23 protein-coding genes are annotated in these 25,367 nt (G+C 72.5%); 13 read left to right on the plus strand and 10 right to left on the minus strand.

Annotation, left to right across the window (positions count from 1 at the left end):
* Positions 1–68 precede the first annotated feature (68 nt).
* From DI573_RS00645 to DI573_RS00655, 3 genes are all read left to right on the plus strand, one after another.
* Positions 69–1,226 carry an exonuclease SbcCD subunit D gene (locus DI573_RS00645; protein WP_292809560.1) on the plus strand — a complete coding sequence of 386 codons (1,158 nt, stop codon included), beginning with the start codon at positions 69–71 and terminating at the stop codon, positions 1,224–1,226.
* Positions 1,223–4,228, plus strand: coding sequence for an SMC family ATPase (locus DI573_RS00650; RefSeq protein ID WP_292809562.1), 3,006 nt, complete (start codon positions 1,223–1,225; stop codon positions 4,226–4,228). Before DI573_RS00645 ends, DI573_RS00650 begins: the two co-directional genes overlap by 4 nt.
* Before the next feature lie 160 nt (positions 4,229–4,388).
* Entirely contained in the window at positions 4,389–4,571 is a 183-nt protein-coding gene (locus DI573_RS00655) for a hypothetical protein (RefSeq protein ID WP_292809564.1), read from the plus strand.
* 1 nt (position 4,572) lies between these two features.
* Here the strand turns inward: DI573_RS00655 and DI573_RS00660 are convergent, their stop codons facing one another.
* A complete protein-coding gene (locus tag DI573_RS00660; protein WP_292809566.1) occupies positions 4,573–5,157 on the minus strand; it encodes a nucleoside phosphorylase in 585 nt (194 codons plus the stop codon).
* Between the two features lie 80 nt (positions 5,158–5,237).
* Here DI573_RS00660 and add point away from each other — a divergent pair, with 80 nt between their 5' ends.
* Positions 5,238–6,281 (plus strand): adenosine deaminase, encoded by a 1,044-nt coding sequence (add, locus tag DI573_RS00665; protein ID WP_292809568.1) that lies wholly within the window; start codon positions 5,238–5,240, stop codon positions 6,279–6,281.
* A 3-nt stretch (positions 6,282–6,284) separates the two neighbouring features.
* Complete coding sequence (locus tag DI573_RS00670; protein WP_292809570.1) at positions 6,285–6,899, plus strand: hypothetical protein; 615 nt, start codon at positions 6,285–6,287, stop codon at positions 6,897–6,899.
* A 6-nt stretch (positions 6,900–6,905) separates the two neighbouring features.
* Here the strand turns inward: DI573_RS00670 and DI573_RS00675 are convergent, their stop codons facing one another.
* Together DI573_RS00675 and DI573_RS00680 are read right to left on the minus strand one after the other, a co-directional pair.
* Positions 6,906–7,562, minus strand: a complete 657-nt coding sequence (locus DI573_RS00675) for a response regulator transcription factor (protein ID WP_292809572.1) — start codon at positions 7,560–7,562, stop codon at positions 6,906–6,908.
* A complete protein-coding gene (locus tag DI573_RS00680) occupies positions 7,562–9,052 on the minus strand; it encodes a HAMP domain-containing sensor histidine kinase (RefSeq protein ID WP_292809574.1) in 1,491 nt (496 codons plus the stop codon). Before DI573_RS00680 ends, DI573_RS00675 begins: the two co-directional genes overlap by 1 nt.
* Before the next feature lie 90 nt (positions 9,053–9,142).
* Here DI573_RS00680 and DI573_RS00685 point away from each other — a divergent pair, with 90 nt between their 5' ends.
* The 3 genes from DI573_RS00685 to DI573_RS00695 all read left to right on the plus strand — a co-directional run bounded on the left by DI573_RS00685 (position 9,143) and on the right by DI573_RS00695 (position 11,529).
* On the plus strand, positions 9,143–10,309 hold the full coding sequence (locus tag DI573_RS00685; protein ID WP_292809576.1) for a hypothetical protein: 1,167 nt from the start codon (positions 9,143–9,145) through the stop codon (positions 10,307–10,309).
* A gap of 69 nt (positions 10,310–10,378) precedes the next feature.
* Positions 10,379–10,813 (plus strand): hypothetical protein, encoded by a 435-nt coding sequence (locus DI573_RS00690; protein WP_292809578.1) that lies wholly within the window; start codon positions 10,379–10,381, stop codon positions 10,811–10,813.
* A gap of 110 nt (positions 10,814–10,923) precedes the next feature.
* Positions 10,924–11,529, plus strand: coding sequence for a hypothetical protein (locus DI573_RS00695; protein ID WP_292809580.1), 606 nt, complete (start codon positions 10,924–10,926; stop codon positions 11,527–11,529).
* Here DI573_RS00695 and DI573_RS00700 read toward each other — a convergent pair.
* The gene (locus DI573_RS00700; protein ID WP_292809582.1) at positions 11,516–13,591 is read right to left on the minus strand and encodes an NAD(+) synthase; all 2,076 of its coding nucleotides are present in this window, start codon (positions 13,589–13,591) and stop codon (positions 11,516–11,518) included. The two genes, DI573_RS00695 and DI573_RS00700, sit on opposite strands and share 14 nt — an antisense overlap.
* A gap of 62 nt (positions 13,592–13,653) precedes the next feature.
* Here DI573_RS00700 and DI573_RS00705 point away from each other — a divergent pair, with 62 nt between their 5' ends.
* Complete coding sequence (locus DI573_RS00705; RefSeq protein WP_292809584.1) at positions 13,654–17,154, plus strand: bifunctional RecB family nuclease/DEAD/DEAH box helicase; 3,501 nt, start codon at positions 13,654–13,656, stop codon at positions 17,152–17,154.
* A 1-nt stretch (position 17,155) separates the two neighbouring features.
* Here DI573_RS00705 and upp read toward each other — a convergent pair whose 3' ends face one another.
* Genes upp through DI573_RS00730 form a run of 5 tightly spaced genes read right to left on the minus strand, consistent with a single transcriptional unit; the run spans position 17,156 to position 20,973 of the window.
* A complete protein-coding gene (gene upp, locus DI573_RS00710) occupies positions 17,156–17,788 on the minus strand; it encodes a uracil phosphoribosyltransferase (protein WP_292809586.1) in 633 nt (210 codons plus the stop codon).
* Positions 17,789–17,797: 9 nt separating this feature from the next.
* Positions 17,798–18,919, minus strand: coding sequence for a hypothetical protein (locus DI573_RS00715; RefSeq protein WP_292809587.1), 1,122 nt, complete (start codon positions 18,917–18,919; stop codon positions 17,798–17,800).
* 37 nt (positions 18,920–18,956) lie between these two features.
* Positions 18,957–19,307 (minus strand): hypothetical protein, encoded by a 351-nt coding sequence (locus DI573_RS00720; RefSeq protein ID WP_292809589.1) that lies wholly within the window; start codon positions 19,305–19,307, stop codon positions 18,957–18,959.
* Positions 19,304–20,650, minus strand: a complete 1,347-nt coding sequence (locus DI573_RS00725) for a putative T7SS-secreted protein (RefSeq protein WP_292809591.1) — start codon at positions 20,648–20,650, stop codon at positions 19,304–19,306. Before DI573_RS00725 ends, DI573_RS00720 begins: the two co-directional genes overlap by 4 nt.
* Entirely contained in the window at positions 20,647–20,973 is a 327-nt protein-coding gene (locus DI573_RS00730) for a hypothetical protein (protein ID WP_292809593.1), read from the minus strand. The genes DI573_RS00725 and DI573_RS00730 overlap by 4 nt, the downstream gene beginning before the upstream one ends.
* Before the next feature lie 103 nt (positions 20,974–21,076).
* Between DI573_RS00730 and DI573_RS00735 the strand changes: the two genes are divergently transcribed.
* Complete coding sequence (locus tag DI573_RS00735; protein WP_292809595.1) at positions 21,077–21,541, plus strand: nucleoside deaminase; 465 nt, start codon at positions 21,077–21,079, stop codon at positions 21,539–21,541.
* 13 nt (positions 21,542–21,554) lie between these two features.
* On the opposite strand, the gene DI573_RS00740 is transcribed toward DI573_RS00735, so the two are convergent.
* Positions 21,555–22,667: an alpha/beta hydrolase gene (locus tag DI573_RS00740; RefSeq protein ID WP_292809597.1), complete on the minus strand. Its 1,113-nt coding sequence runs from the start codon at positions 22,665–22,667 to the stop codon at positions 21,555–21,557.
* 109 nt (positions 22,668–22,776) lie between these two features.
* Between DI573_RS00740 and proC the strand changes: the two genes are divergently transcribed.
* The 3 genes from proC to DI573_RS00755 all read left to right on the plus strand — a co-directional run.
* The gene (gene proC / locus DI573_RS00745) at positions 22,777–23,622 is read left to right on the plus strand and encodes a pyrroline-5-carboxylate reductase (protein ID WP_292809599.1); all 846 of its coding nucleotides are present in this window, start codon (positions 22,777–22,779) and stop codon (positions 23,620–23,622) included.
* Positions 23,623–23,689: 67 nt separating this feature from the next.
* Entirely contained in the window at positions 23,690–25,057 is a 1,368-nt protein-coding gene (locus DI573_RS00750) for a potassium transporter TrkG (RefSeq protein ID WP_292809601.1), read from the plus strand.
* Positions 25,050–25,367 (plus strand): NAD(P)-binding protein (locus tag DI573_RS00755; RefSeq protein ID WP_292809603.1); only part of this gene is annotated, 318 nt, incomplete at its 3' end. The genes DI573_RS00750 and DI573_RS00755, both read left to right, overlap by 8 nt.

Below are 25,367 nucleotides of genomic sequence, written 5' to 3' on the forward strand. Positions count from 1 at the left end.
GCGTGCGCTCTCGGCGAACCGCGGGGGCGCTTCCGGTCGATGTCGGAGACCGACCGTAGCGTGTGGGCATGCGCATCCTGCACACCTCCGACTGGCACATCGGCCGCTCCTTCCACGGCCACGCCACCCTCGACGCGCTGCACGGCGTGCTCGAGACGCTCGCCGGCCAGGTGCGCGATCGGGGCGTCGACGTCGTGGTGCTCGCGGGCGACGTCTTCGACTCCGCGACGCCCGCCGCCGCGTGCTACACGCTGCTCACGGACGCGCTCGCGGCGATCCGCGATGCCGGCGCCGAGGTCGTGGTCACGAGCGGCAACCACGACTCCGCGGCGCGGCTGGGATTCCAGGCGCCCTTCCTCGCACGGGCCGGCGTGCACGTGCGCACCGATCCGCGCACGCTCGCCGATCCCGTCACGATCGACGATGAGCACGGTCCCGTGCACTTCTACGGCATCCCCTACCTCGAGCCCTCGATCGTGCGGCCGCTGTGGCCCGACGAGACGCTGCGCACGCAGGCGCAGACGATGTCGCACGCCATGTCGCTCGTGCGCGCCGACCTCGCGGTGCGCGGCGGGCGGTCGGTGGCGCTCGCGCACTGCTTCGCCGCGGGTATCGAGCCCACGCCCGGCGTCGAGCGCGAGATCCGACAGGGCACGCTCGACGTCGTGCCCCTGTCGGTGTTCGACGGTCCCGACTATGTCGCCCTCGGCCACATCCACGGCCGCAGCGAGCTCTCGGCACGTGTGCGCTACGCCGGTGCACCGCTGCACTACTCCTTCGGCGAGCAGCACAAGCCGCGCGGCTCGTGGCTGGTCGACCTCGATGCGCGGGGCCTGGCGGGCGTCGAGTGGCTGGGACTTCCGGTGCCCCGGCCGCTGGTCACCCTGACCGCGCCGATCGACGAGCTCCTCGGCGACGAGCGCTTCGCCGTGCACGAGGACTCGTGGGTGTGCGCGCAGTACACCGACACCGCGCCTCAGGTCGACCCGATGCGACGCCTGCGCGCCCGCTTCCCGCACTGCGCGACCGTCGTGCACGCGCCGGCCATCGTGGCCGAAGACTCCGGCTCGACGTACCGCGAACGTCTGCGCGACGCCGTCAGCGACACCGAGCGCATCGACGCCTTCCTCGACCACGTCCGCGCGGGCGAGGGGCCCTCCGAGCGCGAGCGCGAGCTGCTGGCCGACGTGCTCGATGACCGAGTGCGCGCCGAGGCCCTCGCATGAGGCTGCACAGGCTCGAGGTCGAGGGGTTCGGGCCCTTCCGTGAGCGGCAGGTCGTCGACTTCGACGCCTACGCCGACGACGGCATCTTCCTGATCACCGGGCGCACCGGCACCGGCAAATCGAGCATCCTCGACGCGGTGTGCTTCGCCCTCTACGGAGGCGTGCCCCGGTACGAGTCGGGCGAGCGGCGCCTGCGCAGCGACCACTGCGCGCCCGACGACGTGAGCGAGGTCATCGTCGAGTTCAGCACGGGCGAGCGCCGGTTCCGCGTCACCCGGGCACCGGAGTACGAACGACCCAAGCGGCGCGGATCGGGGATGGCGCTCGAGGCGCACCGCGCCGCCCTCGAGGAGCACAGGGGCGGGGTCTGGACGGGTCTGGCGGCCCGCCCCGTCGACGTCGCACACGAGCTCGAGCAGATCCTGCAGCTGACCCAGCAGCAGTTCCTGCAGGTGATCCTGCTCGCTCAGGGACGGTTCGCGCGCTTCCTGCTCGCCAAGAACGATGAGCGGCAGGCCCTCCTGCGCACGCTGTTCGGCACTCGCCGCTTCGAGGAGTACGAGAAGGCCCTCGAGCAGCGCCGCAGGATCGCCGAGGCGGCGGCGGGGGCCGGCGCCGACCAGATGGCGATGGTGCTCGACGAGGCGCGCCGCGTCGCGACGGACGCGGGCATCGAGGTCGCCGCGTCCGCGGATCCCGCCGAGGTGGCCCGCGTCGCCGATCGCGCGGCGTATCGGGCCGAGACGGCGCAGCACGCGCATGTCGCGGCCGAGACCGCCCTGCACGCCGCCGAGGCTGTGCTGGCCGCCCGCACGGCCGAGGGCGAGCGTCAGCGTCAGCGTGACCGCTCGCGTCTGCGCCTCGCCGAGCTCGAGTCGCAGACGCCCCGCATCGACGACGACCGCCGCACCCTCGCGGAGGCCGCGCGTGCCGAGGTCGTGCGCGCCGACGTCGAGAAGGCTCGCGACGCCGCGACGGTGGCCGCAGGCGCCCGAGCCGACGAGCGCGCGGCCCGTGCCGCGTGGGCCGATCTGCCCGCACACGCGGTGCCGCGCGAACTCGCCCTCGGCGACGAGATCGTTGACCACGACATCGTCGCCCTGCGCGCGCTGGCCGACGAGGCGACGGCCGACCGCGGAGCCTGGCGGGCCGCGGCGCTCGCCGAGGCCTCCCTCGATGACCTCGCCGCGGCCACGGCCGCGGCGCAGGTGGTGCTCGCCGATCTGGATGAGCGCCGGTTGTGCGCCGACGAGGCGGCAAGGGGCCGTCCGGCCGCTCTCGCGGCGCTCGATGTGCGACTCGAGACGGCGCATGCCTCGGCGGCGCTCCTGCCCGCCGCACGCGAACGGCGGCGGGCGCTCGGCGACCAGCGCGACGCCGCAGCGCGCGCCGAGAGCCTGGCCGAGGCACTGCGCGCGGCCGAGAGCTCCGCGCGAGACGCCGGCGAGGCGCTCGCCGCCGCGGCGGCGCACGTCGCGGCGCTCCTGCGCCTGCGCCTGGACGGCTTCGCCGGCGAGCTCGCGGCGACGCTGGTACCCGGCGACCCGTGCGCCGTCTGCGGCGCGCGCGAACACCCGCACCCGGCCGAGCGCGCACCCGGCGCCGCCGACGCCGACACGATCTCCGCCGCGGAGCAGGCCAAGGCCGCCGCTGCCCGGGCCGATGCCGAGGCGACCTCCGCGCTGGCGGACGCCCGCGCTCGCCACGCCGAGGCCGCGGCCTCGGCGGGAGGGCGCTCGAGCGCGCAGCTCGACGCCGAGCTCACCGCGGCGACCTCCGCGCTCGAGACGGCCGAAACGGCCGAGACACTCGTGCAAACGTTGCGCGACGAGCGCGCGGCACTCGTCGCCGAGAACGAGCGCGCCGCAGAGGAGCAGGCGGTGCTGGCCGCCCAGCGGGCGACAGCGGCCGAGACGCTCGCGGTCGCGACCGAGCGCCTCGATACCGCGCGCCGCACCGTGGCGCAGGCGCGCGGCGATCACGCCACGGTCGCCGCGCGACTCGACGCCATCGCGCGGGTGATCCGGTGCGCGCGCGACCTCGCCGACGCCGCCGAGGAGCGTGCGGCGGCCGTCCTGGGGGCGGAGGACGCCGCCACCGCACGCGACGCGGCGCTGCGCCGGCACGGGTTCGACGACGAAGCCACCGCGCTGACGGCGCTGCGCGACGACGACACGCGCGCTGAGCTCGAGGCGCGCATCCGCGCCCACGACCTGGCCCTCGCGACCGAGCGGGCGACCCTCCTCGAGCTCGAGCTCGAGGTGCTGCCCGAAGAGCCGATCGACCTCGCCCCGTTCACGTCCGCCGTCGACCTGGCCCGCGCGGAGCGCGCCACGGCCGCCGCCGCGCTGGCGCGCGCCGAGCAGGTGGCCGAGACCCTGCGCGCGCTCGCCGCTCGGGCAGCGCACGCCGATGCCGACACCGCGCGACTGCGCGACGAGCACGAGATCATCGCCCGCCTCGCGCACACCGTGGCGGGCAAGGCGCCCAACACCCGCCGCATGACACTCGAGACCTTCGTGCTCGCCGCCGAGCTCGAAGAGATCGTGGCGGCCGCCAACCTGCGCCTGTCCGACATGTCGGACGGCCGCTATCGCCTCCGCCACACCGACGCGCGCGCGGCGCGTGGAGCCGCGTCGGGGCTCGGCGTCGAGATCATGGACGCCCACACCGGGCGTGCCCGTCCCACCCAGTCCCTCTCGGGCGGCGAGACCTTCCTCGCCTCGCTCGCCCTCGCGCTGGGACTTGCCGAGGTCGTCACGGGCCGCGCGGGCGGCATCCGGCTCGACACCCTGTTCATCGACGAGGGCTTCGGCTCCCTCGACCCCGAGACCCTCGACGTCGCGATGCGCACACTCGACGAGCTGCGCCAGGGAGGCCGCACGATCGGGCTGATCAGCCACGTCGAGACGATGAAGGATCAGGTGCCCGCGCAGCTGCACGTCGAGGCGTCGGCACAGGGACCGAGTGTGATCCGGCAGCGCGCGGCCGTCCCCCACTGATATGCCGCCGCCGAACCTTGTGTGCCGCGCTGGGGCGGGTATAGCCTGCCCGCCAGGCACCGTCGCCGCCGCAGATTCGCTGGGGACGCCGGGCGCGTCGCGGGGGAAACCGGCGGGCCCGGCGGGCGTTCCCGCTCGCACCGGCGGTTAGGCTGGATGGATGAAGAGCGGAACCCTCTGGACGATCCTCGGCGTCATCGCCGCCGTGCTCATCGCGTGGTTCCTCGTGAACGTGCTGTTCTCGGTCCTCGCGTTCGTCTTCAAGCTGATCGTCGTCGCCGTCGTCGCCGCGATCGTCTTCTTCGTGCTGCGCGCGGTGTTCGCTCGCGGCGACGACGACTGACTCACACGCCGTAGTCGGCGCGGAAGACCTCCCACAGCTGCGCGCTGCACGCCGTCACGGCCGTGCGCCAGTCCGTGATGGCGTCATCCTGTGCCCGATCCGAGACGGCCTTGAGCACGCGGATGGGCACCCCGAACTCCTGCGCCACCCAGATGTAGGCGTACGTCTCCATGTCGACCATGCTTGCCCCGAGCGGCCGGATCGTCGCCACAGCCTCCGCGTCGTCGACGAAGTGATCGCCGGTCGCGATCGTCACCTCGTCGAGCACGCGCCGGGGGGCAGCATCCACCGCCCGCGTCTCGACGCGAGCGGGCATCGACACGTGCTGGCCGACGATGCCGTCGATATCGGTGACGTCGTGCTGCACGGCGGCGGTGACCTCGTAGACCGCGGCACCCAGGCGCGGGTCGATCGCCCCGCCCGTGCCCACGACCACGATCTCGTCGTAGGTCTGCGCGGTGAGCGCGCGGGTCAGCCCCACCGCTCCCTTCAGCTTGCCGGGTCCGGTCACGAGGCGCCCGAAGCCCTCGATCTCGGCGGGAAATGCCACGAGTTCGGCGTCCAGCGCCGCGACGAGAAGTCTCACGTCATCCATTCTCCCGGATCAGCGCGGACCCCCGGCCGGCGTCACACCGGCGAAACACGCGTGAGACAGGATGGCCGGCGATGATCTCGTACCCCGACTACCTGCAGCTGCTGCCCAAGACCGAGCTGCACTGCCACTTCACCTCGACCATGAGCGCCGAGCTGTTCGTGCGGCTGGCGGCGAAGCACGGCGTGGCGCTTCCCACCACCGACCCCGAGCGGCTGTTCGACTACCGCGATCTGCGGGACTTCCTCGCGGCGTTCACGATCGCGCACGACGTGCTGCGCGATCCCGAGGACTTCCACGCCGTCGCCCTCGACGGAGTGCGGATCGGCGTGGAGACCGGCAACCTGCGCTACCGCGAGTACTACCTGAATCCGCAGTACTTCGCCGGCCGTGGGATGTCGTACACCGACGTGGTCGACCCCGTCATCGAGGGCCTGGAGGCCGCGCAGCGGCAGTGGGGGGTGGGCTTTCGCATCGTCGTCGCGATCAACCGGGCCGACACTCCCGAGTCCGCGCTGCGCCTCGTCGAGCAGATGGCCGAGCACCGGCATCCCGCCGTCGTGGGTCTGGGGATGGATGATCTGACCCCCGATGGGCGCGAGGCGCCCGAGACGTTCGCGAACGCGTACGCGCTCGCGCGGGCGGAGGGCTTCCGGCTGACCGCACACGTCGGGGAGACCGACCGCTCGGAGGCCGACGCGGTGCGCATCGCCCTGCACGATCTCGGCGTCGATCGCATCGACCACGGCTACCGCATCATGGACGATCCGGACCTCGTCGCCGAGGCGCGCGCGAGCGGGATCGGATTCACGACGACGCCGATCTCGACGACGATCTGTTCGGGCTGGACCCTGGATCCCGCCCACCGCATTCGTCGCATGATCGATGCGGGGCTCACCGTGACGGTCTCGACCGATGACGCGATGTTCTTCCGCACCGACATCGGTCGGGAGTACCGCGAGGGTCTCGCGGCGCTCGGGGTCGATGCCGAGGGCGCGGCCCGCATCGCGCTGGCCGGGATCGACGCGGCATTCTGCGACGATGACGAGAAGGCCCGGCTGCGCGCGCAGTTCGGCGCCGAGATCGCGGCGCTCGACGCGCAGCACGAGAGGGATTGAACGATGGACCTTGCCCACTTCGCCACGGGTTACACGGTGCAGCTGCCGTCCTGGGTCGCCGACGAGCTCGCGGGCGTGCCCGACATCCTGCCCGATGTGGCCGATCGCATGGCGCTCGTCCACCGCCTCGCCGATCGCAACTGGCGGGAGGGCAACGGCGGGCCCTTCGCGGCGCTCGTCGCCGAGACCGAGACCGGTCGGATCGTCTCGGTCGGCGTGAACGTCGTGCTCGGCAGCGGGGTGTCCTCGGCGCACGCCGAGGTGACGGCACTCGGCACCGCGCAGGCGCGCGTGGGGTCGTGGGATCTCGGCGGCGCCGACCTTCCCGAGCACGAGCTGGTGGTCAACTGGCGCCCGTGCGTGCAGTGCTACGGCGCCACGATGTGGTCGGGCGTGCGCTCGCTCGTCGTGGCGGGGGCGGGCCCCGAGCTCGAGCAGATCTCGACGTTCGACGAGGGGCCGATGGTCGACGACTGGGCCGAGCAGTTCGAGGCCCGCGGCATCCGCGTCACACAGGACGTGCTGCGCGACGAGGCGCTCGCGGTGTTCCGCGCCTACCGCGCGGCGGTGGATGCCGGGGGCATCACGGTCTACAACGCCCGCACCGCCGAGGTCTGACCCGCGTCAGAGCAGGCGGTAGCCCGCGCCGCGCACGGTCTCGATGCGATCGGCGCCGAGCTTCTGCCGCAGGTAGCCGATGTACACGTCGGCGACGTTGGAGCCCGGATCGAAGTCGTACCCCCACACACGACTGAGCAGTTGCTCGCGGCTGAGCACCTGACCGGCGTGGCGGATGAGTTCCTCGGCGAGGGCGAACTCGCGTGCCGAGAGCTCCACCGCATCGCCGGCGACGTGCGCTTTGCGCGTGCGGACATCGAGCGAGATGTCGCGGTGGCGCAGCTCGGGGGCTGCGGCGGACTCTTCCTTGCGCATGCGCAGTCGGATCCGGGCGAGCAGCTCGTCGAAGCGGAAGGGCTTGCCGATGTAGTCGTCGGCCCCGCCCTCGAGACCCGCGACGGTGTCGTGAAGCTCGACGCGGGCCGTCAGCATGATCACCGGCAGACGCGATCCCGACCCGCGCAACTGCTCGAGCACGGCGAAGCCGTCCATGCCCGGCATGTTCACATCCAGCACCAGCAGGTCGAACTCGCCCGTCTGGGCCAGATGCAGCGCGTCGGGCCCGGTCGCGGCGATCGTCGTGGCGAAACCCGCCGATCGCAGGCCCTTCTCGATGAATCCCGAGATGCGCTTCTCGTCGTCGGCGATGAGGATCGACGCCATCAGCGCACCCCGCTCAGCGCGTCGGCGGCCGTCGGGAGCGGGGGCCGTGGGGGAGTCGCGTCGGTGAGGGGGAGCGTGATCGCGAAGACCGCGCCCTGTGCGCCCTCGGCATCCACCACCCGCGCCGTGCCGCCGTGGGCGCGGGCGATCACCTGCACGATGTTCAGGCCGAGACCGCTGCCGGCCCTCGTGTCGTCGGCGCCGCGCTGGAAGCGCTCGAAGATCCGCTCCTTCAGTGCATCGGGCACGCCCGGACCGTAGTCGCGCACCCACAGCTCGAGCCCTGCCGAGACCCTGCGGCTGCCGATCACGAGGCGTCCGCCGCCGTGTGTGACGGCGTTCTGGGCCAGCTGCAGCATCGCCTGGGTGATGCGCTCGGGATCGAGCACGGCGACCACGTCGGCGACCGGACCGGGCGCGACGTCGGCGCCCTCGATCCCCTCCGCCTTGCGCACGATCTGGCGCAGGAGGTCCGCTGCATCGACGGGGCGCGGGGCGATGGGGCGCGGGCCGTGCAGGGAGGCCGCGCGCGCGAGGTCCTGGACGAGGCTGCCCATCCGATCGAGTTCGTCGACCGTGAGTGTCTGCGTCTCGCGCACGTCGGCGGGATCGTCGGGATCCATGACCTCGACATAGCCGCGCACGATCGTGATCGGTGTCTTCAGCTCGTGCCCGACATCGTGCAGCAGGCGGCGCTGCGAGTCGAGGGATTGATCGAGGCGGTCGAGCATGGCGTTGATCGTCTCGGCGAGCTCGGAGACGTCGTCGCGGCCCTCGATCGGCAGGCGCTCGGAGAGGGAGTGCGCCGACACGCGTTCGGCGGTCTCGCGCATCGTGCGCAGTGGCCGCAGCAGCCGTGTCGCGACGAGCCACGCGACGCCGGCGATCGCGATCAGGGCGATGCCGGCGGCGATGAGGTACACGCGCGCGGCGACGTTGATCTCGGCGAGCTCCGCCTCGATGTCGTAGGCGAGCGTGAACAGCGTCGTCTCCGGGGCGGGGGAGCCCTCGACCGTGATCGGGGCGGCCAGGTACTGCCAGGTGACGCCGTCGTCCGCGTAGACGCCGATGACCGGGTCGCCGTCGGCGGTCGCCGCCACGATGTGGGGTACGAATCCCGGAGCGGACTGGAGGTCGACGTCGAGGGGCACACCGGGTGCGAGGGCGGCGGCGCCGTCGATGATGCCCAGCGCGCCCGTGTTGTCGTCCGGGCTCATGCGCTGCACGACAGCCGTGAGCGCCTCGCTCGAGGTCGTCCAGCTGCCGTCCTGCACACCCTGCTGCACGAGAAAGCGCGCCGAATCCAGGCTCGACTGCAGCTGACCCTCCATCTGCGCAAGGATTCGCGCGCGCTCCACGGCGTACACCGCGACACCGACCGTCAGCATCCCGAGGGCGGCGACGATCGTGATCACGGCGATGATCCGCGTGCGCACCGATACCCGGGCAAGGCCGGTGCGCCGCGCGGGTGGGGGAGTCTGCTCGGTCACCTTTTCAGTATGGCCGGGGGGCCTTCGGCGGGATCGACCCTAAGAGAGGTCTCACACACGTCCTTAGCGCGACGTGCTGGAATCGGAATCGTGCCCACTTCCGCCGATGCGCCCGCCGGGGCCGATGCGCCCGCCGAGGCCGGTCTGCTCGCCGACGCGCTGGGCGTCGACTCCGGCGATCTGCGGATGCTCAGCCGCGAACCCCTCGGTCGAGGCTCCGTCGCCGGGTTCGACGTCCGCCGTGACGGCGACGCGACCGAGACCTGGTTCGTCGACACGTCGGGGCTCGAGGTGACCGCCGAGACGGGGCTGGCCGCCGAGGGTGTGCGGGTGTGGCCCCATCCCGCCGATCCGCACCTGCCGGCCCTCGCGCCGGCGGCGTTCGGGGGCGCGGCCGCGGTGCTGCTCGAGCGCCTCGGCGTCGCCGTCGAGGGCCAGCCCCGCATCATGGCGTACCGCGCCGGGCGTCGTGCCGTGCTGCGGATGCCGTCGGCCGGCGCCGCGACGTGGGTCAAGGTCGTCCGGCCGGGGCGCGTCGAGCGCGTGGTGTGGGCGCACGCGGCGTTCGCGGCCGCGGGCATCCCCGTGCCGGCCGTGCGCGGATGGTCGCCGGAGGGACTGCTCGTGCTCGACCAGGCCGACGGCACCCCCGCCACCGAGGTGGTGTGGCAGCCCGAGGCGCTGCTCGACCTCGTCGACGAGCTGCGCCGACGGATCGCGACCGTGCCGATGCGCGTGCCTGCCCGCACATCGCTGCTGGCGCGCCTGCCGTGGTACCGCGCCCGCCTGATCGCCGCCGGCCTGCCCGGGGCGCTCGTCGACGACCTCGCCGCGCGCGCGGAGGCGCTGGGCGCGCAGGCCGGCGGCGTCGAGACAGGCATCCACGGTGACCTGCACGTCGGCCAGCTCTTCCTCACCGGCTCGGGAGACAGCATCCACCTGGCATCCCTCATCGACGTCGACACGGCGGGGCGCGGCGACCCCGCCGACGACGCCGGCGCCTTCCTCTCGCACGCCGTCGCCAGTGCGCTGCTGACCGAGGGGTGGGGCGATGCCGAACGGGCCTGGGCGCTCGCCGAGGGCGCGCGACGCCGGTTCGCCGACGACCCCGCGGTCGCCGCGCGCGCCATCGTGCAGCTGCTCGGTCATGCACTCGCGGCGGCCGAGTCGGCGGATCGGGTGCGGGCCGATCGTCTGCTCGCAGCGGCAGACCTCGTGGATAAGAGCGGCCTCACGGTCGCTTTCGAGGCGCCTTAGCCCCGACCCGCAGGCTGGAGATCGTTCGGGAAGCCCCCCACCCGGATCACCCCAGAAGGAGAACCGATCATGAACAAGAAGAAGTGGATCGCCTACGGAGCCGTCGGAGCCGTGGGCATCGGCCTGCTGGCCGGCGGCGCGGCCGCCACCGCGAGCACGATGGACCTGCGCACCACCGACGGAACCGTCGTGCCGGGCGGTGCCATCACCGGGCGCGACGGCGTCCTGGACCGCCCGGGCGGCGTGCAGCTCAACGTCAGCGACACGTCGGTCTCGGTCGTCTCTGCCCCGAGCCCGACCCCGGTGACGCCGTCGGTCCCCTCGGTACCGAGCGTGGCATCGCCGGTCACCCCGCCGCCCGCCCCGGCCCCTGCCCCCGCACCCCCCGCGCCCGCTCCGGCGCCGGTGCCCGACTCGCCGGCCAGCGCACCCAGCGCCTACAGCGCCCCGAGTCCCGCGTCCCCGGCATCGGTCGCCTCGGTCGCATCCGCCGGCTCGAACTGAGCCGACCGAGAGCCCCCGGGTCCCCCCCGCCCGGGGGCTCTCGCGCGTCCGACGCACGATCGATCGGCGCGCGTCACGCCCCGGCAACACGCCCGGGCGTATCCTGAGACATGGCGCACTCCACTGCAGACACCCCCGCGGGAGCGTCGATGCGCGGCACGGTCGTCGCAATCGTCGGCCCCTCCTCCGATTCCGCCCTCGCATCCCTGGCCGGTCTGCCCGGCATCGACACACTGTCGCTGCGCGAGGCGGACCCCGACGTCGCGTCCCGCCGGATCGCCGCGTGCGCGATGCCCTGGATCGTCCACGACGCCGACCCCCTCGAGCACGTCGCCGCGGCGTGGATAGAGCTCTACCAGGAGCGCGCGACCCTCGGCACGCTCGAGATCGAGGTCGAGACGGCGCTCGACGCCTTCGAGCACGGGCGCGCCCTGATGCCCGACTACTACATCGTCCTCGACCCGGCATCCGCCGATGGCGCGTGGCGGCACTGGTGGTGCGGTGCACTCGGGCAGCATGCTCCGCGTCGCGTGCTTCCCGCCGAGACGCCCGGGCACGCACGGGATGCCGCCATCCGGCGCATGCTGACCGCGCTGCCCTCCTCGCGGCCGTGGCCGGATCCCTCGACCTGGCTGCCGGGGCTCGCGTTCGAGATCCCCGACCGGGTGGGCCTGCGCGACCGCGTGCGTGACGAACCGGAGATCAGCGGGTCGTGAACTGCGGCAGCGCCTGACGCAGCTCGTCGAGCCACGCGCGCGCGTTGCCGTCCGAGGGGGCGCGCCAGTCGCCGCGGGGCGAGAGCGAACCCGCGGCGGCGACCTTGGGTCCGTTCGGGATCGCCGAGCGCTTGAACTGAGCGAACCCGAAATAACGCTGCAGGAACACCTCCAGCCAGCGCACGATCTCGGTCAGGTCGTAGGAGTACCGATCCCTCTCGGGAAAGCCGGGGGGCCAGGCTCCGGCATCCGCGTCCTTCCACGCCTCGAGGGCGATGAAGGCGATCTTCGAGGGGCGCATGCCATAGCGCAGCACGTGGAAGAGGGTGAGGTCGTGCAGGGCGTAGGGACCGATCTTGTCCTGCGTCGACTGCACCTTGCCGTCCTGCCCGGCGGGCACCAGCTCGGGACTGATCTCGGTGTCGAGCACGGATTGGAGCACTCGCGCCTCGCCCGCATCCACACCCTCGCCGGCGGCGATGACCCACCGGATCAGGTGCTGGATGAGGGTCTTGGGAACGCCCGTGTTGACGGCGTAGTGACTCATGTGGTCGCCGACCCCGTAGGTCGCCCAGCCGAGGGCGAGCTCGGAGAGGTCCGAGGTGCCGATGACCATGCCGCCGTTCTGGTTCGCCAGGCGGAAGAGGAAGTCGGTGCGCAGCCCCGCCTGCACGTTCTCGAACGTGATGTCGTAGACGGGCTCGCCGCCGGAGAAGGGGTGTCCGATCTCGGCGAGCATGAGCGCGGCGCTCTCGCGGATGTCGATCGTCTCGATCGTCGCGCCCACCGACTCGGCCAGCGCGATCGCGTTGGAGCGGGTGTGGTCGCTCGTCGCGAATCCCGGCATCGTGTAGGCGAGGATGTCGGAGCGCGGCCGCCCCATACGGTCCATCGCGCGAGCCACGACGAGCAGGGCGTGCGTGGAGTCGAGACCGCCGCTGACGCCGATGACGGGCTTGGGATCGCCGATCGCGCGCATGCGCTGCACGAGGCCCGACACCTGGATGTTGAACGCCTCGTAGCAGTCCTGGGCCAGGCGTTCGGGGTCGTCGGGGACGAACGGGAACCGGTCGAGCGTGCGTCGCAGCCCTGCCGCCGTGCGGGATCCGAGCGTGAACGGGATGCGGAAGAACTCGTCCGCGCGCGCGGCGTGGGTGCGGCGGTTGTCATCGAACGTGCCCTGCCGGGCGCGATCCTGACGGATGCGGTCGAGGTCGACGTCGGCGATGCTGCGGCGCGGTCCGTCGGGGAACCGCTCGGTCTCGGCGAGCAGGTTGCCGGCCTCGTAGATCATGGTCTGCCCGTCCCAGGACAGGTCGTTCGTCGATTCGCCGGCGCCCGCGGCCGCGTACGCGTACACGGCGAGGCAGCGCAGCGACTGCGACTGGCACAGCGCCTTGCGATCGTCGGCGCGGGCGATCGTGATCGGGCTGCCCGAGAGGTTGACGAGGACTGTCGCTCCCGCCAGCGCAGCCTCGGCCGAGGGCGGGATCGGCACCCAGACGTCTTCGCACACCTCGGCGTGCAGCACGAGGCCGGGGACGTCGGTGGCCTCGAAGAGCAGGTGGGGACCGAACGGCGCCTCGACGCCCGCGACGGTGATCCATCGGGCGTCGGCTCCCGTGAGGTCGTCGCCGGGCGCGTACCAGCGCCGCTCGTAGAACTCGCGGTAGGTCGGCAGATACGACTTCGGCGCGACGCCCAGCAGCTCCCCCCCCTGGATCACGAGGGCGCAGTTGTAGAGGCGGTGGCGGTGGCGCAGCGGGGCACCGACGACGAGCACCGTCCCGAGATCGGCGGACGCGTCGATCACTCGGGCGACGGCGTCCTCGACGGCGTCGAGCACGGCATCCTGGAGCACGAGGTCGTCGATGCTGTACCCCGACAGGCACAGCTCCGGGAACACCGCGACGGCCACGCCCTCGGCGTCGACCGCGCGCGCCTCGTCGATCACGGCGTCGGCGTTCGTGCGGGGATCGGCGATCGCGACCGGGATGGTGCACGCCGCGATCCGGGCGAACCCGTGCCGGTAGGGATTCTCGAACGGCAGGCTCTCGTTCACCCGCCCAGTCTTGCACCGATGCCGCCGGGTGGATGTCGGAGCCCGCCGCTAGCCTCGAACCGATGCGTTACACACCCGCCACGGCTGAAAGCCCCGCCCGCCTCGTCACCAGCGCCAGCGACCTCAAGGCCGCGTCCGAGTGCGAGTTCGCGTGGCTGCGGGCGATCGACGCGAGGCTGGGTCGGGTGCCCGCGGTGCAGGAGCCCGAAGACCTCACGCTCGAGCGCGCGGCACGCCTCGGCGACCGCCACGAAGAGCGCGTCCTCGAGCGCTACCGCGCCGAGCTGGGGGCCGGTGTCGTCGAGATCCCGCGCGCCTCGTCGGCCGACGCCGCAGCGCTGGCCGAGGCCGCGCGGGCGACCCGCGAAGCGCTCGGCTCCGACGCCCGCGTGGTCTTCCAGGCGGCGTTCGCGACCGACGACTTCGTGGGCTTCGCCGATTTCCTCCTGCGCGACCCGGACGGGCGCTGGGTCGTGCAGGACACCAAGCTGGCCCGCCGCGCACGCGTGACCGCGCTCATGCAGCTCGCGGCATATGTCGAGCAGCTCGACCGGCTGGAGGTGCCGCGCGCCGATCGTGTCGAGCTGCTGCTCGGCGACGGCACGACGAGCGTGCATGCCGTCGACGACGTGCTGCCGGTGTACCGGCTGCGGCGCGCGCGCCTGTCCGTCCTGATCGAGGACCGCCGCATCGCCGAGGGCCCCGCGATCGCGCCCGCGGTGTGGGGCGATGACCGCTTCGTCGCCTGCGGCCGCTGCGCCACCTGTCAGATCGAGGTCGAGTCGGCACGGGATCTGCTGCTGGTCGCGGGCATGCGGCCCTCGCAGCGCGACCGGCTGCGGGCGAACGGGGTGCAGACGATCGACGAGCTGGCGGCAGCCGACGTCGCGGCCGTGCCGCCGGGGATGAACCCCGAGGTCTTCGCGCTGCTGGTCACCCAGGCGGCGCTCCAGCTCGAGGCCCACGAGTCGGCAGCGCCGCCCTACCGTGTGGTCGCTCCGCGCGCGCTCGGAGCACTGCCTCCCGCCGATCCCGGCGATCTCTTCTTCGATTTCGAGGGCGACCCGCTCTACACCGAGGGATCGGGGGGAGTGTGGGGGCTGGATTACCTCTTCGGCTGGGTCGACGATCGCGAGCAGTTCTCCTCGATCTGGGCACACTCGTTCGCCGCCGAGCGCGAGGCGCTCGAGCGCTTCCTGGCGTTCGTCCGGGTGCATCGCCTCGCGCACCCCGGCATGCACATCTACCACTACGCCCCCTACGAGACCAGTCACCTGTTCGCCATGGCTGCGCGCCACGGCGTCGGCGAGGCCGAGGTCGACACCCTGCTGCGCGATGGTGTGTTCGTCGACCTGTATCCGATCGTGCGGCGGGCGCTGCGCGTGGGGTCGCGCTCGTACTCGATCAAGAAGCTCGAACCCCTGTATATGGGCGAGGAGCGCCGCGAGAGCGACGTCCAGCGCGGCGATGAGTCGATCGTGCGGTACGTCGAGGCGCGGGCGCTGGCCGATGAGGGCGAGACGGCGGCAGCGCAGCGCATCCTCGACGACATCGGCGACTACAACCGGTACGACTGCGTCTCCACGCGGCGCCTGCGCGACTGGCTGCGCGAGCGCGCCGCCGAACACGGCGTGCCGGCGGCAGCCGATCCCGAGTCCGAGAGCACGGGGTATGCGCCTTCGCCGCGCGCCGAGGCGCTGGCTCGCCGCGCGGATGCCCTCGCGGCCTCGCGCCCGCCGGGATCGGCAGGCGACGTCGGCGACGACGAGCGTGCGCTGCGCCTCGCGGCCGCCGCGATCGACTACTACCCGCGCGAGGCCAAGTCGTTCTGGGCCACCCACTTCCTGCGCCTGCGCGAGCCCGTGGGCGTGTGGGATCAGGCGCGCGACGTCGTCGCGCTCGATCGTGCCCGCTGCGAGGTGCTCGAGGACTGGCATCGCCCCGAGGGTCGCCGCGTCGATGTGCGCGTGCTGAGGCTCGTGGGTGAGCCCGCCCCCGGCACACGTCTCAAGGTGGGCACCGACCCCTTCGCGCTCTACGAGCTGCCCGCACCCTTTCCCTTCGAGGCCTCTCCGCGCTGGATCCACGCCGATCGTCGCGTGAAGGTCATCGACGAGAGCGACGACGGCGCGATCGTCGAAGAGACCTCGGTGTCCGGCATGACGTGGGCCCCGCTGCCGATCGCCCTGACCCCGGCCGCGCCGCCGCGGGCGGGCAACCAGCAGTCCGCGATCGACGCATGGGCAGATGCGCTGATCGACGCCGACGGCGAGCTGCCCGCCGGTCCTGCCGCCGACATCCTGCGCAGGCTCCCGCCCCGCGGCGTCTCGGACATGCCCGCGCCCGGCACCCCCGTCGACGCCGCCGAGGTCGTGGCGGCCCTGCGCACCCTCGATCGCAGCTACCTCGCGGTGCAGGGCCCTCCCGGCACGGGCAAGACGTACATCGGATCCCACGTCATCGAGCGCCTCGTGCGCGAGCACGGCTGGCGTGTCGGCGTGGTGGCGCAGTCCCACGCGGTCGTCGAGCACATGCTCGAGCGCGTCGTCGCGGCGGGGGTCCCGCCCCGACTCGTGGGCAAGGCGCCGAAAGACGAGAGTGCGCGCCCGGGCTACACCGTGCTGCCCAAGAACGGCGTCGCGGCATTCGCGGCCGAGAACGCCGCGACGGGCTACGTCATCGGCGGCACGGCATGGGACTTCAGCCACGAGGGACGCATTCCGCGTGCGTCCCTCGATCTGCTCGTCATCGACGAGGCGGGCCAGTTCTCGCTGGCCTCGACGATCGCGGTGTCGCTGGCCGCATCGCGGCTGCTGCTGCTGGGCGATCCCCAGCAGCTGCCGCAGGTCAGCCAGGGCACGCACCCCGAGCCCGTCGACACGTCGGCGCTCGGATGGGTCATGCGCGATGAGGCCGTGCTGCCCTCCGGGTACGGATTCTTCCTGCCCGAGAGCCGGCGCATGCATCCCGCCGTCGCGCTGCCCGTGTCGCACCTCGCCTACGCGGGGCGACTCGCATCCCACCCGTCGGCGGCCGTGCGCGAGATCGAGGGTGTGGCGCCGGGCGTGCAGATCTCGCCGGTGACGCATACCGGCAACACGACGGCATCCCCCGAGGAGGCGCTGCGCGTCGTCGAGATCGCCCGCGCGCTCATCGGCAGGCCCTACCGCGACGTCGCGCTCGATGACGCGGGCGGCGCCGACCCGGTGCCCGCGCGCCCCCTCGAGGCGACGGATCTGATCGTCGTCGCGCCTTACAACGCCCAGGTCGCCACGGTGCGCCGGGCACTCGATGAGGCGGGCTTGCCGGGCGTGCCGGTCGGCACGGTCGACATGTTCCAGGGGCAGGAGGCGGCGGCGGCGATCGTCACGCTCGCGGCGTCATCGGGGCGCGATGCTCCGCGGGGCCTCGACTTCCTCCTGCTCGCGAACCGCCTCAACGTCGCGATCTCACGGGCGAAGGTCGCCGCCTACCTCGTGTACTCGCCCGCGCTGCTCGACGATCTTCCGCACACGCCCGAGGGCGTGGCCCGGTTGAGCGCCTTCTCGCGCCTCGTCGGGTGAGTCAGACGGTGCCGTACAGCCGATCGCCGGCGTCGCCGAGCCCGGGAACGATGTAGCCCTTGGAGTTCAGGCGCTCGTCGAGGGCACCCAGCACGAGGGTGACGTCCTTGCCGTCGACCTGCTTCTCGATCGCGGCCACACCCTCGGGCGCGCCGAGCAGGCAGATCGCGGTGACATCCTGCGCGCCGCGGGCGAAGAGGAACTCGATCGCGGCCCCGAGCGATCCGCCGGTGGCGAGCATCGGGTCGAGCACGAAGCACTGCCGATCGCTGAGGTCATCGGGCAGGCGCTCGGCGTACGTCGTCGGCTCGAGGGTCTCCTCGTTGCGGACCATGCCGAGAAAACCCACCTCGGCGGTGGGCAGCAGGGTGACGAGCCCCTCGAGCATGCCCAGGCCGGCGCGCAGGATGGGCACGACGATCGGGCGGGGATCGGCGATCTTCACCCCCATCGTCGTGGTGACGGGCGTGGTGATCTCGATGGGCTCGACCCGCACCTGGCGGGTGGCCTCGTAGGCGAGCAGGGTGACCAGCTCGGAGGTCAGCTGACGGAACACGGGCGACGGGGTCGTCGCGTCGCGGAGCACCGTGAGCTTGTGGGTGATCAGGGGGTGGTCGGCGACGTGCACACGCATACGGACAGGCTACCTGTCGGAGCGGTCGCCGCCGGGGGCGTCCTCCTCGGGCGGATGGATCTGCCACGCCGCGCCGAGGACGACATTGTCGGTCAGCAGCAGCATCGCCTCGCGCGCATCGACGTGGGGTGTGCTGAAGCTGACGAGGCTGATGCCGCGCGCATCGGGGTTCTCGAGCCAGTAGTCCGCAACCAGCAGTGCTGTGCCCTCGGCCTCGAGCTCGGCCGCGCCGGAGGAGGTGTGGACGTGTCGCACGAAGGGCCCCGTGGCGGTCCGGGCGCGCGAGAGGTCATCGGCCTCAGCGAGCGCGGGTCGCAGACGCTCCACGACGGCGTCGAGGTGGGTGCCCGCGGGCGCCTCGCCGAGCTGCTGCGCGTAGGTCGTGACGCTCAGCGCCGCGGCGGCGGACTCGGTGCGTCGCACGAGGAACGCCATCTCGCGGCCACCGCCCGCCGCCGCCGCGCGGGCGGTCGAGGTGAGCCACGCGGTGAGCTGCCCGCGCAGCACCGGCGCCGTGGCCAGCCCCTGCAGCTGGCGTCCGACGAGGGCCGCGACATCGTCGGTGGTGCGGGCGGAGTCGGTCAGATCGATGCGCGCCCAGTCGTCGGGCAGGGCCAGCTCCAGGCCCGCGATCCGCTCACCGGGGCGCAGACCGTGGGCGGGGCCGTCGTCGCTCTCGGTGATCCAGCGCACGGGATCGTCCGAGGGGTCCGGGGCGAGGGCTGCCAGCACATCGTCGATCTCAGCGGTGACGGGGTGGGGCCCCGCGGGGTCGAAGTCGATCCGGAGCAGGAGGTGACGGTACGACTCGATCGTGCCCGCGAGCGACGCGCCCGTGCGGATGGCGAATTCGCGCTGCGGATCGTCCTGCACGAAGTCCGCGAACGCCTGCGTCGACGAGAATACGCACAGCACCCATCGCCGCTCGCCCTCGGCGTCGTCGGCCGAGACCACGCGCGTCTGGGTGCGCCCGTCGGATCCGCGCAGCAGCGGGACGATGACGTAGTCCTGCCGCAGCGCACGACCGATCGCCGCGACGTCGACCGCCGCGAGGGCGGCCGCGAGCCGGGCGGACCCGACATCCGTCGAGGGGGCGACGGCCAGGGACGGATCGTCGGGGGAGAAGCTCATCGGTCCATCCTGCCAGCGGGCGGACGCGCAGCGGGGGTCAGCACGCGGCGCGCAGCCGCTCCGCCGCTGTCTCCGACCCCGTCACGAACATCTCCGCCACCTGCCGGAAGCGGCGCCCGTTCGCGGGGATGCCGGGCGGGTCATCACGCTGACGCTCGGACACCTCGTACAGCAGTCCCTCGGTCACAACCGCGCCGTCGTCGTGGGAGAGTGTGCGGCCCGCGATCCACGCGAAGCGGGGGATGCCGGCATCCGATGTCGTGACGAAACCGCGGAAGGGCGCGTCTTCCGGCAGCGGACGATCGGCCGACAGCGGCCCGCTCCAGCGTTCTCCGCCGCACACGATGATCACACGGTGGTCGAAGGCGCGCTCGCCCACGCGCGTCACGGCAGCCTCATCGGCACGTCGACGTCAGTCACCCGTCCGACCGTCGGGTCGACCGGGCTGCCACCGCGGAACACCCACTCGGCCCCGCCGCCCGGCATGCCGTCCAGGGGCAGAGCGTGCCGGACGTGCTGCACCTGCGTCGCGTCGGTGATGTGCCCGATCGAGAGCGTGTCCGCGTAGTTGACATCCGGCAGCCCGAGGCTCTCACGGTGGTGGGCGAGGGTGCGCGGGTCGGTAGGCGACCACGAGCCTCCGCCCGCACCCGACCCGCTGCTCGCGCCGGGGCGCGTGCCCCACAGCCGGAAGGCGTCGTCGCCGTTCTGCGGGGCCGCGACGGGGGTGCGCCAGAGGCTCTCGGACTCCGCCATCGCGCTCGGGCGCACTCGCAGCGCTTCGCGCACGGTGAGCGCCTCGCCGGCCCAACCCGACTGCACGCGGGCGAGGTTGTTGATGCGCGCCGCCGCCGCCGCCGATCCGACCAGGCGCGCGGCGGCGCCGAGGCCGACGACCGAGAGCGCCGCACCGACGATGCTGATGACCGCCTCGGTCCAGCTGCGCTCACCCGTGGCCGCCAGGGCGATGTTGCCGACCGCGTTGACGATCGCGGCGATGCCGGCGATGAGCAGCAGGGCTGCGGCGAGCACCTGTCCGATCACGGGGATCCACGACACCACCAGCGCCAGCACTCCCGCGATCGTCGCCACCCAGCCGGCGACATCCGTGATGACGGCGACGACATCGGCGCCCCAGTCCTGCCACCACGAGTCGCCCAGACCGTCGTCGGCGGTCGTGTTCTCGATGCGGGTGCGTGCGGTCTCGGCGGCGCGGTCTCGCGCGCCCACGGCATCGTGGACGCGACCCTGCGCGCCGGCCACGCGGGAGCCCGCGAGCCGGTTCTCCCCGAGGGCGTCGTCGGCGAGATTCTCATAGCGCAGCACCGTGGCGGGGTCGGTCGCGTCCGAGGCGAGGCGCAGGTAGCGCCGTTGGGCGCCCGCCGCGCTCTCCTGCTCGGTGCGCGCTTCGCGGGCGGCGTAGAGCGCCGACAGCGACTCCGACTGCGCGCTCTCGAGAGTGCTCGCGTAGTCGATCAGCGCGTTGCCGGTCTCGCGATATCGGGTCTGCGCTCGCGAGATGTCGTCGGCGACGGTGCGTGCGGTCTCGCCCAGCGTCTCGAGGGCCTCCGACACCGTGCCCTCGAGGCTCAGGGAACGCAGGCGCATCGCCGTCCGCGAGATCGCGGCGGCGACATCCACATAGTCCTGTCCGCCGGCGCGGACGATCGACGGGTCGCCGGGAACGGGATCGGTGGCGAGGTCGAGCGCCGACCAGTCCGCGGGCCTCATACGGCCCTCGGGATGCCGCGGGTGCCGGTCGCCCCCGCGGGCTGCTCGGCGAACGCATCGGCGAGGTCGGAGTCGGTCTGCGCGAAAGCGTCGGCGATCGCGTCGGTGGCCTCGCCCAGCCCCTCGATGGTGCCGAGCATCTCCTCGCGGGTGTCGTCCCACGAATGGGCGAACGAGCGCACCGCGTCGGCGAGGCCGGGGTGTCCCGTGGCGTCGGCGATGCGCTCGCTGCCGACGTTCGCGTCGCGGAATTCCGACGCTATCGTCCTCAGGTCGCTCGCGATGTCACGCACGGCGTCGAGATCGAAACGCAGATCAGCCATGGCACCCCTCCTCCGCAGTCGAGTCTATTGACGGGCGGACCGAGCGCCGATGGGGAGAACTCCCCATCGGCGTAGGCTCGTGCGGGTCACCAGGAGGTCAGCCATGCTCCCACCCGCGCCCACGGACCTCGCAGCGATGCGCCGCGCATTGTCGCTCGCGCAGGGCGCGGCCGAGGGGGGCGACATCCCCGTGGGTGCGGTCGTGCTGGACGCGGCGGGGACGGTGATCGCCGAGGGTGCGAACCTGCGGGAGGTCACCGGCGACCCGACCGCCCATGCCGAAGTCGTCGCGCTGCGCCGTGCCGCGGCATCCCTCGGCTCCTGGAATCTCGCGGGCTGCACGCTCGTGGTGACGCTCGAGCCCTGCGTGATGTGCGCGGGCGCCGCGCTGCAGGCGCACGTCTCGCGAGTCGTGTTCGGGGCGTGGGATGAGAAGGCCGGGGCGGCGGGCTCCGTCTATGACGTCGTGCGGGATCGGCGGCTGCCCTCGCGCGCCGAGGTGGTGGGCGGGGTGTGCGAGGCCGAATCCGCCGCGCTGCTCGGGGCGTTCTTCTCGTCGCGCCGCTAGCTCACGGGGGGGATCAGTCGGCCGAGCGAAGGATGATCGCCTCGGTCGGCGGCGCGGGGTCCGCCGGCCGGTCGACGTAGCCGATGACCTGGAGCAGGGCCCGCCGCACCTCGGCGGGCCGCTCGAGGTGCGCGCTGTGGCCCACACCCTCGAGAGCGAGCTCGGCGACCTCTCCGCCGGCTGCCGTGTAGGCGGTCAGCACGTCGCGGGTCTGCGAGACCATCGGTTGGGCCGGCGCGACGTCTTCGCCCGGCCAGCCGGGAATGATGCCGAGAGCTCCGAGGTGGTTCAGATCGAAGAACGACGCGTCCGACACGATCGCGTCGAGTGTGCCGTGCACCCAGAGGATGGGCGGCTTCGGGTCGAGGTCGACGATGCCCGACACGTCGAAGTTGCCGGGCGCCATCGTGTTGAGCACGCCGCTGGGTCCGGGCGCGAATCCCGGCCAGTCCTCACTCGCCACCGAGTCGCCCGGATAGTTGCCCGACGCCGTCGAGGTGGTGAGCATGGATTCGACCCAGACGTCCTCGTGCTCGCTCGCGTACCCCTCGGCGACGTACGAGCCGCGGAAGACGCTGCGGGGCGAGGTCGGCGCGTCCGCCGTGCGATCGTGCGAGGCCAGGCGTGCGACGAAGTCGGGGTTCGCTCCGCCCGCCCCGGTGCCGGCGTCGTCGTCGGTGAGGCGCGAGCCGTCGCGACGTGTGCCGCCGAAGCCGTAGGGCGAGACGGGGGACTGCAGGGTCAGGCTGAGCGCACCGTGGTCGATGGCGTACTGCATCACGACGCCGCCACCCATGGACCAGCCCATCAGGTGCGCCGACTCGATGCCGAGCGCCTCGAGGGTGGCGTGCACGTCGTCGCTGAAGTCCCGGACGCCGCGAGTGGCGTCGACGGGGGCGTTCTCGGTGCCGCCGAATCCGCGCAGGTCGATGGCGATCACCCGCAGGTCGTGCGGCAGGTCCTGCATCAGCTCCTGCCAGAAGAGACTCGACGAGACATTGCCGTGCACGAGCACGAGCGTCTTGTCGGGGGTCGTCGCGGGATCGTCCCCCTCGCGCTCGAGGATGTTCACGGCGAGACCCGGGGTCTCGATCATGCGGGCGGTGATGCCGTCGAAGAGCGTCATGGTGCGGTCCTCCCTCGGGGCGGCGGAGCCCCAGAGGCGATCCTAGACGTCCCGCGCGCCCGCGTCCGGGGGCATGATGCGGCGCAGGCCGGAATCATAGGATGCTGTCATGTCGACGCCCCCGAACGTCCCGCTGCCGCCCGTCGCGATCCTGGGGGCGGGGTCCATGGGCGGAGCGATTCTCGAGGGCCTCGTCGCCTCGGGGATCGCGCCGCACGTCGTCGTGACCAATCGCTCGCGCGCCAAGGCCGCGACCCTCGAGGGTCGGTCCGGAGTGGAGAGCATCGCGCTCGAGGTCGAGCAGGGGGGCAATCTCCGCGCCGCGGCGGGCGCCGACGTCGTGCTCATCGGGGTCAAGCCCGCGATGGTGTCGGATCTGCTGCGCGAGATCGCACCCGTCCTGCGGCCCGGGACCGTCGTCGTGAGCCTGGCCGCGGGAGTGTCCCTGGGGACGATCGAGCGGGCTCTCGACGACCGTGCGGCCGCGATGCGGGCGATGCCCAACACGCCCGCGGTCGTGCGCAAGGCGGTCACGGGACTGAGCGCGGCGGCGACGGTCACCTCGGATCAGCGCGCCCTCGTCCGGCGGCTGTTCGAGACGTGCGGGGTCGTGATCGAGGTGCCCGAGACGCAGATCGATGCGCTGTCGACGATCTCGGGCTCGGGTCCCGCGTACGTCTACCTGCTCATCGAGCAGCTCACCCTCGCCGCGGTCGGCAAGGGCTTCGCCGTGGCCGACGCGCGCCTGATGGCCGAGCAGACCTTCATCGGCGCGGGCGCGCTGCTGGCCGCGTCGGGTGTGGATCCCGCGGAGCTGCGCCGCCGCGTGACGAGTCCGAAGGGCACCACCGAGCGCGCCGTCGCCGTGCTCGAACAGGCCCGCCTGGACGAGGTCTTCACCCGGGCGACCGACGCTGCGCTCGCCCGGGCGCGGGAGCTGGCCGCGGGGGCCTGAGCCTGCCGCGGGGGGTCACGCAGCGGCAGGGTTGCGTTCCGCCGCAGGAGGCGCATCGTTCCCCTCCGTGCCCACACGCGTCGCGGCTTCGGGAACGCGGCTGCGCCGCACCCGCCGCCTGCATTCCGCCCAGGTCGTCGTCCTCGGATTCGCGGGTGCCATCGCCGTCGGCACGCTGGCGCTCATGCTGCCGATCTCGTCGCGTTCGGGCCGCTGGACCGATGTCTTCGACGCGCTGTTCACCGCGACCTCCGCGGTCTGCGTCACGGGGCTGACCGCGGTCGACACGCCCACGCACTGGAGCGATGTCGGCCTCGTCGTGATCATGGTCTTGATCCAGCTCGGGGGCCTGGGCATCATGATCTCGGCCTCGCTGATCGGCATAGCGATCGCCCGCAAGCTCCGGGTGCGCTCCCGGCTGAACGCCGCCGCCGAGGCCAAGGCCGGCGGTATCGGCGAGGTGCGGGGCCTTGCGCGCCGCATCCTGGTGATCTCGCTCCTCATCGAGGGCGTGACCTTCGCGTTCCTCTTCCCGCGCTTCGTCCTCGGCTACGACTACGCGATCGGCGAGGCGGCGTGGCACGCGCTGTTCCACGCGGTGTCGTCGTTCAACAACGCCGGCTTCGCGCTGTACAGCGACAACCTGATGCGCTTCGCCGCCGACCCCTGGATCTGCCTGCCGATCTGCGGCGCGATCATCCTCGGCGGTCTCGGGTTCCCGGTTCTCATGCAGCTGCGCCGTGAGTTCCGTCGCCCGCTGCGCTGGAGCATGAACACCCGCATCGTGCTGTGGGCCACGCCCGTTCTGCTTCTGGTCGGGATGCTGTACATCACCGTCCTCGAGTGGACCAACCCCGACACCCTCGGCGCCTACGACCCGCTCACGCGGCTGCTCATCGGCTTCTTCCACTCGGTGCAGACGCGTACGGCGGGGTTCAACTCGGTGGACATCGGCCTGATGCGCGACGAGACGTGGGTGGGGATGGACGTGCTGATGCTGATCGGAGGCGGCCCCGCGGGCACGGCGGGGGGCATCAAGGTGACGACCTTCGCGGTGCTGTTCTTCATCCTCGTCATCGAGCTGCGCGGCGAAGGCGCGGTGACGATCTTCGGCAAGCGGCTCTCGCGCGCGGTGCACCGCGAGGCGATCGCCGTGGTGCTCATCGCGCTCGCGGCCGTCATGACGGGCACGATCGCGCTCATGGTGATCACGGGCCATCCCTTCGACCGGGTGCTCTTCGAAGCGGTGTCGGCCTTCGGCACGGTGGGTCTGTCCACCGGCATCACGTACGACCTGCCGGCGGCGGCGGAGGTCGTGCTCGTGCTGCTGATGTTCCTCGGTCGCATCGGACCGCTGACCCTCGGCACCGCCCTCGCCCTGCGCACGCGCCGCGTGCTCTACGAATACCCCAAGGAAAGGCCCGCCATTGGCTAGGTTCCCCCTCTTCGGCGACTCCTCCCGCCGCATCGCGGAGGCGGACTCCGTCGCCGTCATCGGCCTCGGCCGCTTCGGCAGCTCGCTCGCGCTCGAGCTCATGGCGTCGGGCACGGAGGTGCTCGGCATCGACGTCGACGAGGAGCTCGTGCAATCCCTCAACGGCCAGCTCACCCAGGTCGTGCGCGCCGATTCCACTCGCGAGGAGGTGCTGCGCCAGCTCGCCGTCGACGAGTTCGACCGGGTCGTGGTGGCCATCGGCGACGACGTGCAGGCGTCCATCCTCACCGCCTCGATCCTCTTGCAGCTG

The organism is Microbacterium sp., assembly GCF_003248605.1.
In the GTDB taxonomy this organism is placed as follows: domain Bacteria; phylum Actinomycetota; class Actinomycetes; order Actinomycetales; family Microbacteriaceae; genus Microbacterium.

What these genes read in the sequence shown, in the direction of transcription:
- DI573_RS00725 (WP_292809591.1), bottom strand. Translation starts at nt 20,650, where the DNA reads ATGAGGCCCGCGGACTGGTCGGCGCTCGACCTCGCCACCGATCCCGTT.
- DI573_RS00645 (WP_292809560.1), top strand. Translation starts at nt 69, where the DNA reads ATGCGCATCCTGCACACCTCCGACTGGCACATCGGCCGCTCCTTCCAC.
- DI573_RS00650 (WP_292809562.1), top strand. Translation starts at nt 1,223, where the DNA reads ATGAGGCTGCACAGGCTCGAGGTCGAGGGGTTCGGGCCCTTCCGTGAG.
- DI573_RS00730 (WP_292809593.1), bottom strand. Translation starts at nt 20,973, where the DNA reads ATGGCTGATCTGCGTTTCGATCTCGACGCCGTGCGTGACATCGCGAGC.
- DI573_RS00675 (WP_292809572.1), bottom strand. Translation starts at nt 7,562, where the DNA reads ATGGCGTCGATCCTCATCGCCGACGACGAGAAGCGCATCTCGGGATTC.
- DI573_RS00655 (WP_292809564.1), top strand. Translation starts at nt 4,389, where the DNA reads ATGAAGAGCGGAACCCTCTGGACGATCCTCGGCGTCATCGCCGCCGTG.
- DI573_RS00705 (WP_292809584.1), top strand. Translation starts at nt 13,654, where the DNA reads ATGCGTTACACACCCGCCACGGCTGAAAGCCCCGCCCGCCTCGTCACC.
- proC (WP_292809599.1), top strand. Translation starts at nt 22,777, where the DNA reads ATGTCGACGCCCCCGAACGTCCCGCTGCCGCCCGTCGCGATCCTGGGG.
- DI573_RS00695 (WP_292809580.1), top strand. Translation starts at nt 10,924, where the DNA reads ATGGCGCACTCCACTGCAGACACCCCCGCGGGAGCGTCGATGCGCGGC.
- DI573_RS00715 (WP_292809587.1), bottom strand. Translation starts at nt 18,919, where the DNA reads ATGAGCTTCTCCCCCGACGATCCGTCCCTGGCCGTCGCCCCCTCGACG.
- DI573_RS00690 (WP_292809578.1), top strand. Translation starts at nt 10,379, where the DNA reads ATGAACAAGAAGAAGTGGATCGCCTACGGAGCCGTCGGAGCCGTGGGC.
- DI573_RS00735 (WP_292809595.1), top strand. Translation starts at nt 21,077, where the DNA reads ATGCTCCCACCCGCGCCCACGGACCTCGCAGCGATGCGCCGCGCATTG.
- upp (WP_292809586.1), bottom strand. Translation starts at nt 17,788, where the DNA reads ATGCGTGTGCACGTCGCCGACCACCCCCTGATCACCCACAAGCTCACG.
- DI573_RS00740 (WP_292809597.1), bottom strand. Translation starts at nt 22,667, where the DNA reads ATGACGCTCTTCGACGGCATCACCGCCCGCATGATCGAGACCCCGGGT.
- add (WP_292809568.1), top strand. Translation starts at nt 5,238, where the DNA reads ATGATCTCGTACCCCGACTACCTGCAGCTGCTGCCCAAGACCGAGCTG.
- DI573_RS00670 (WP_292809570.1), top strand. Translation starts at nt 6,285, where the DNA reads ATGGACCTTGCCCACTTCGCCACGGGTTACACGGTGCAGCTGCCGTCC.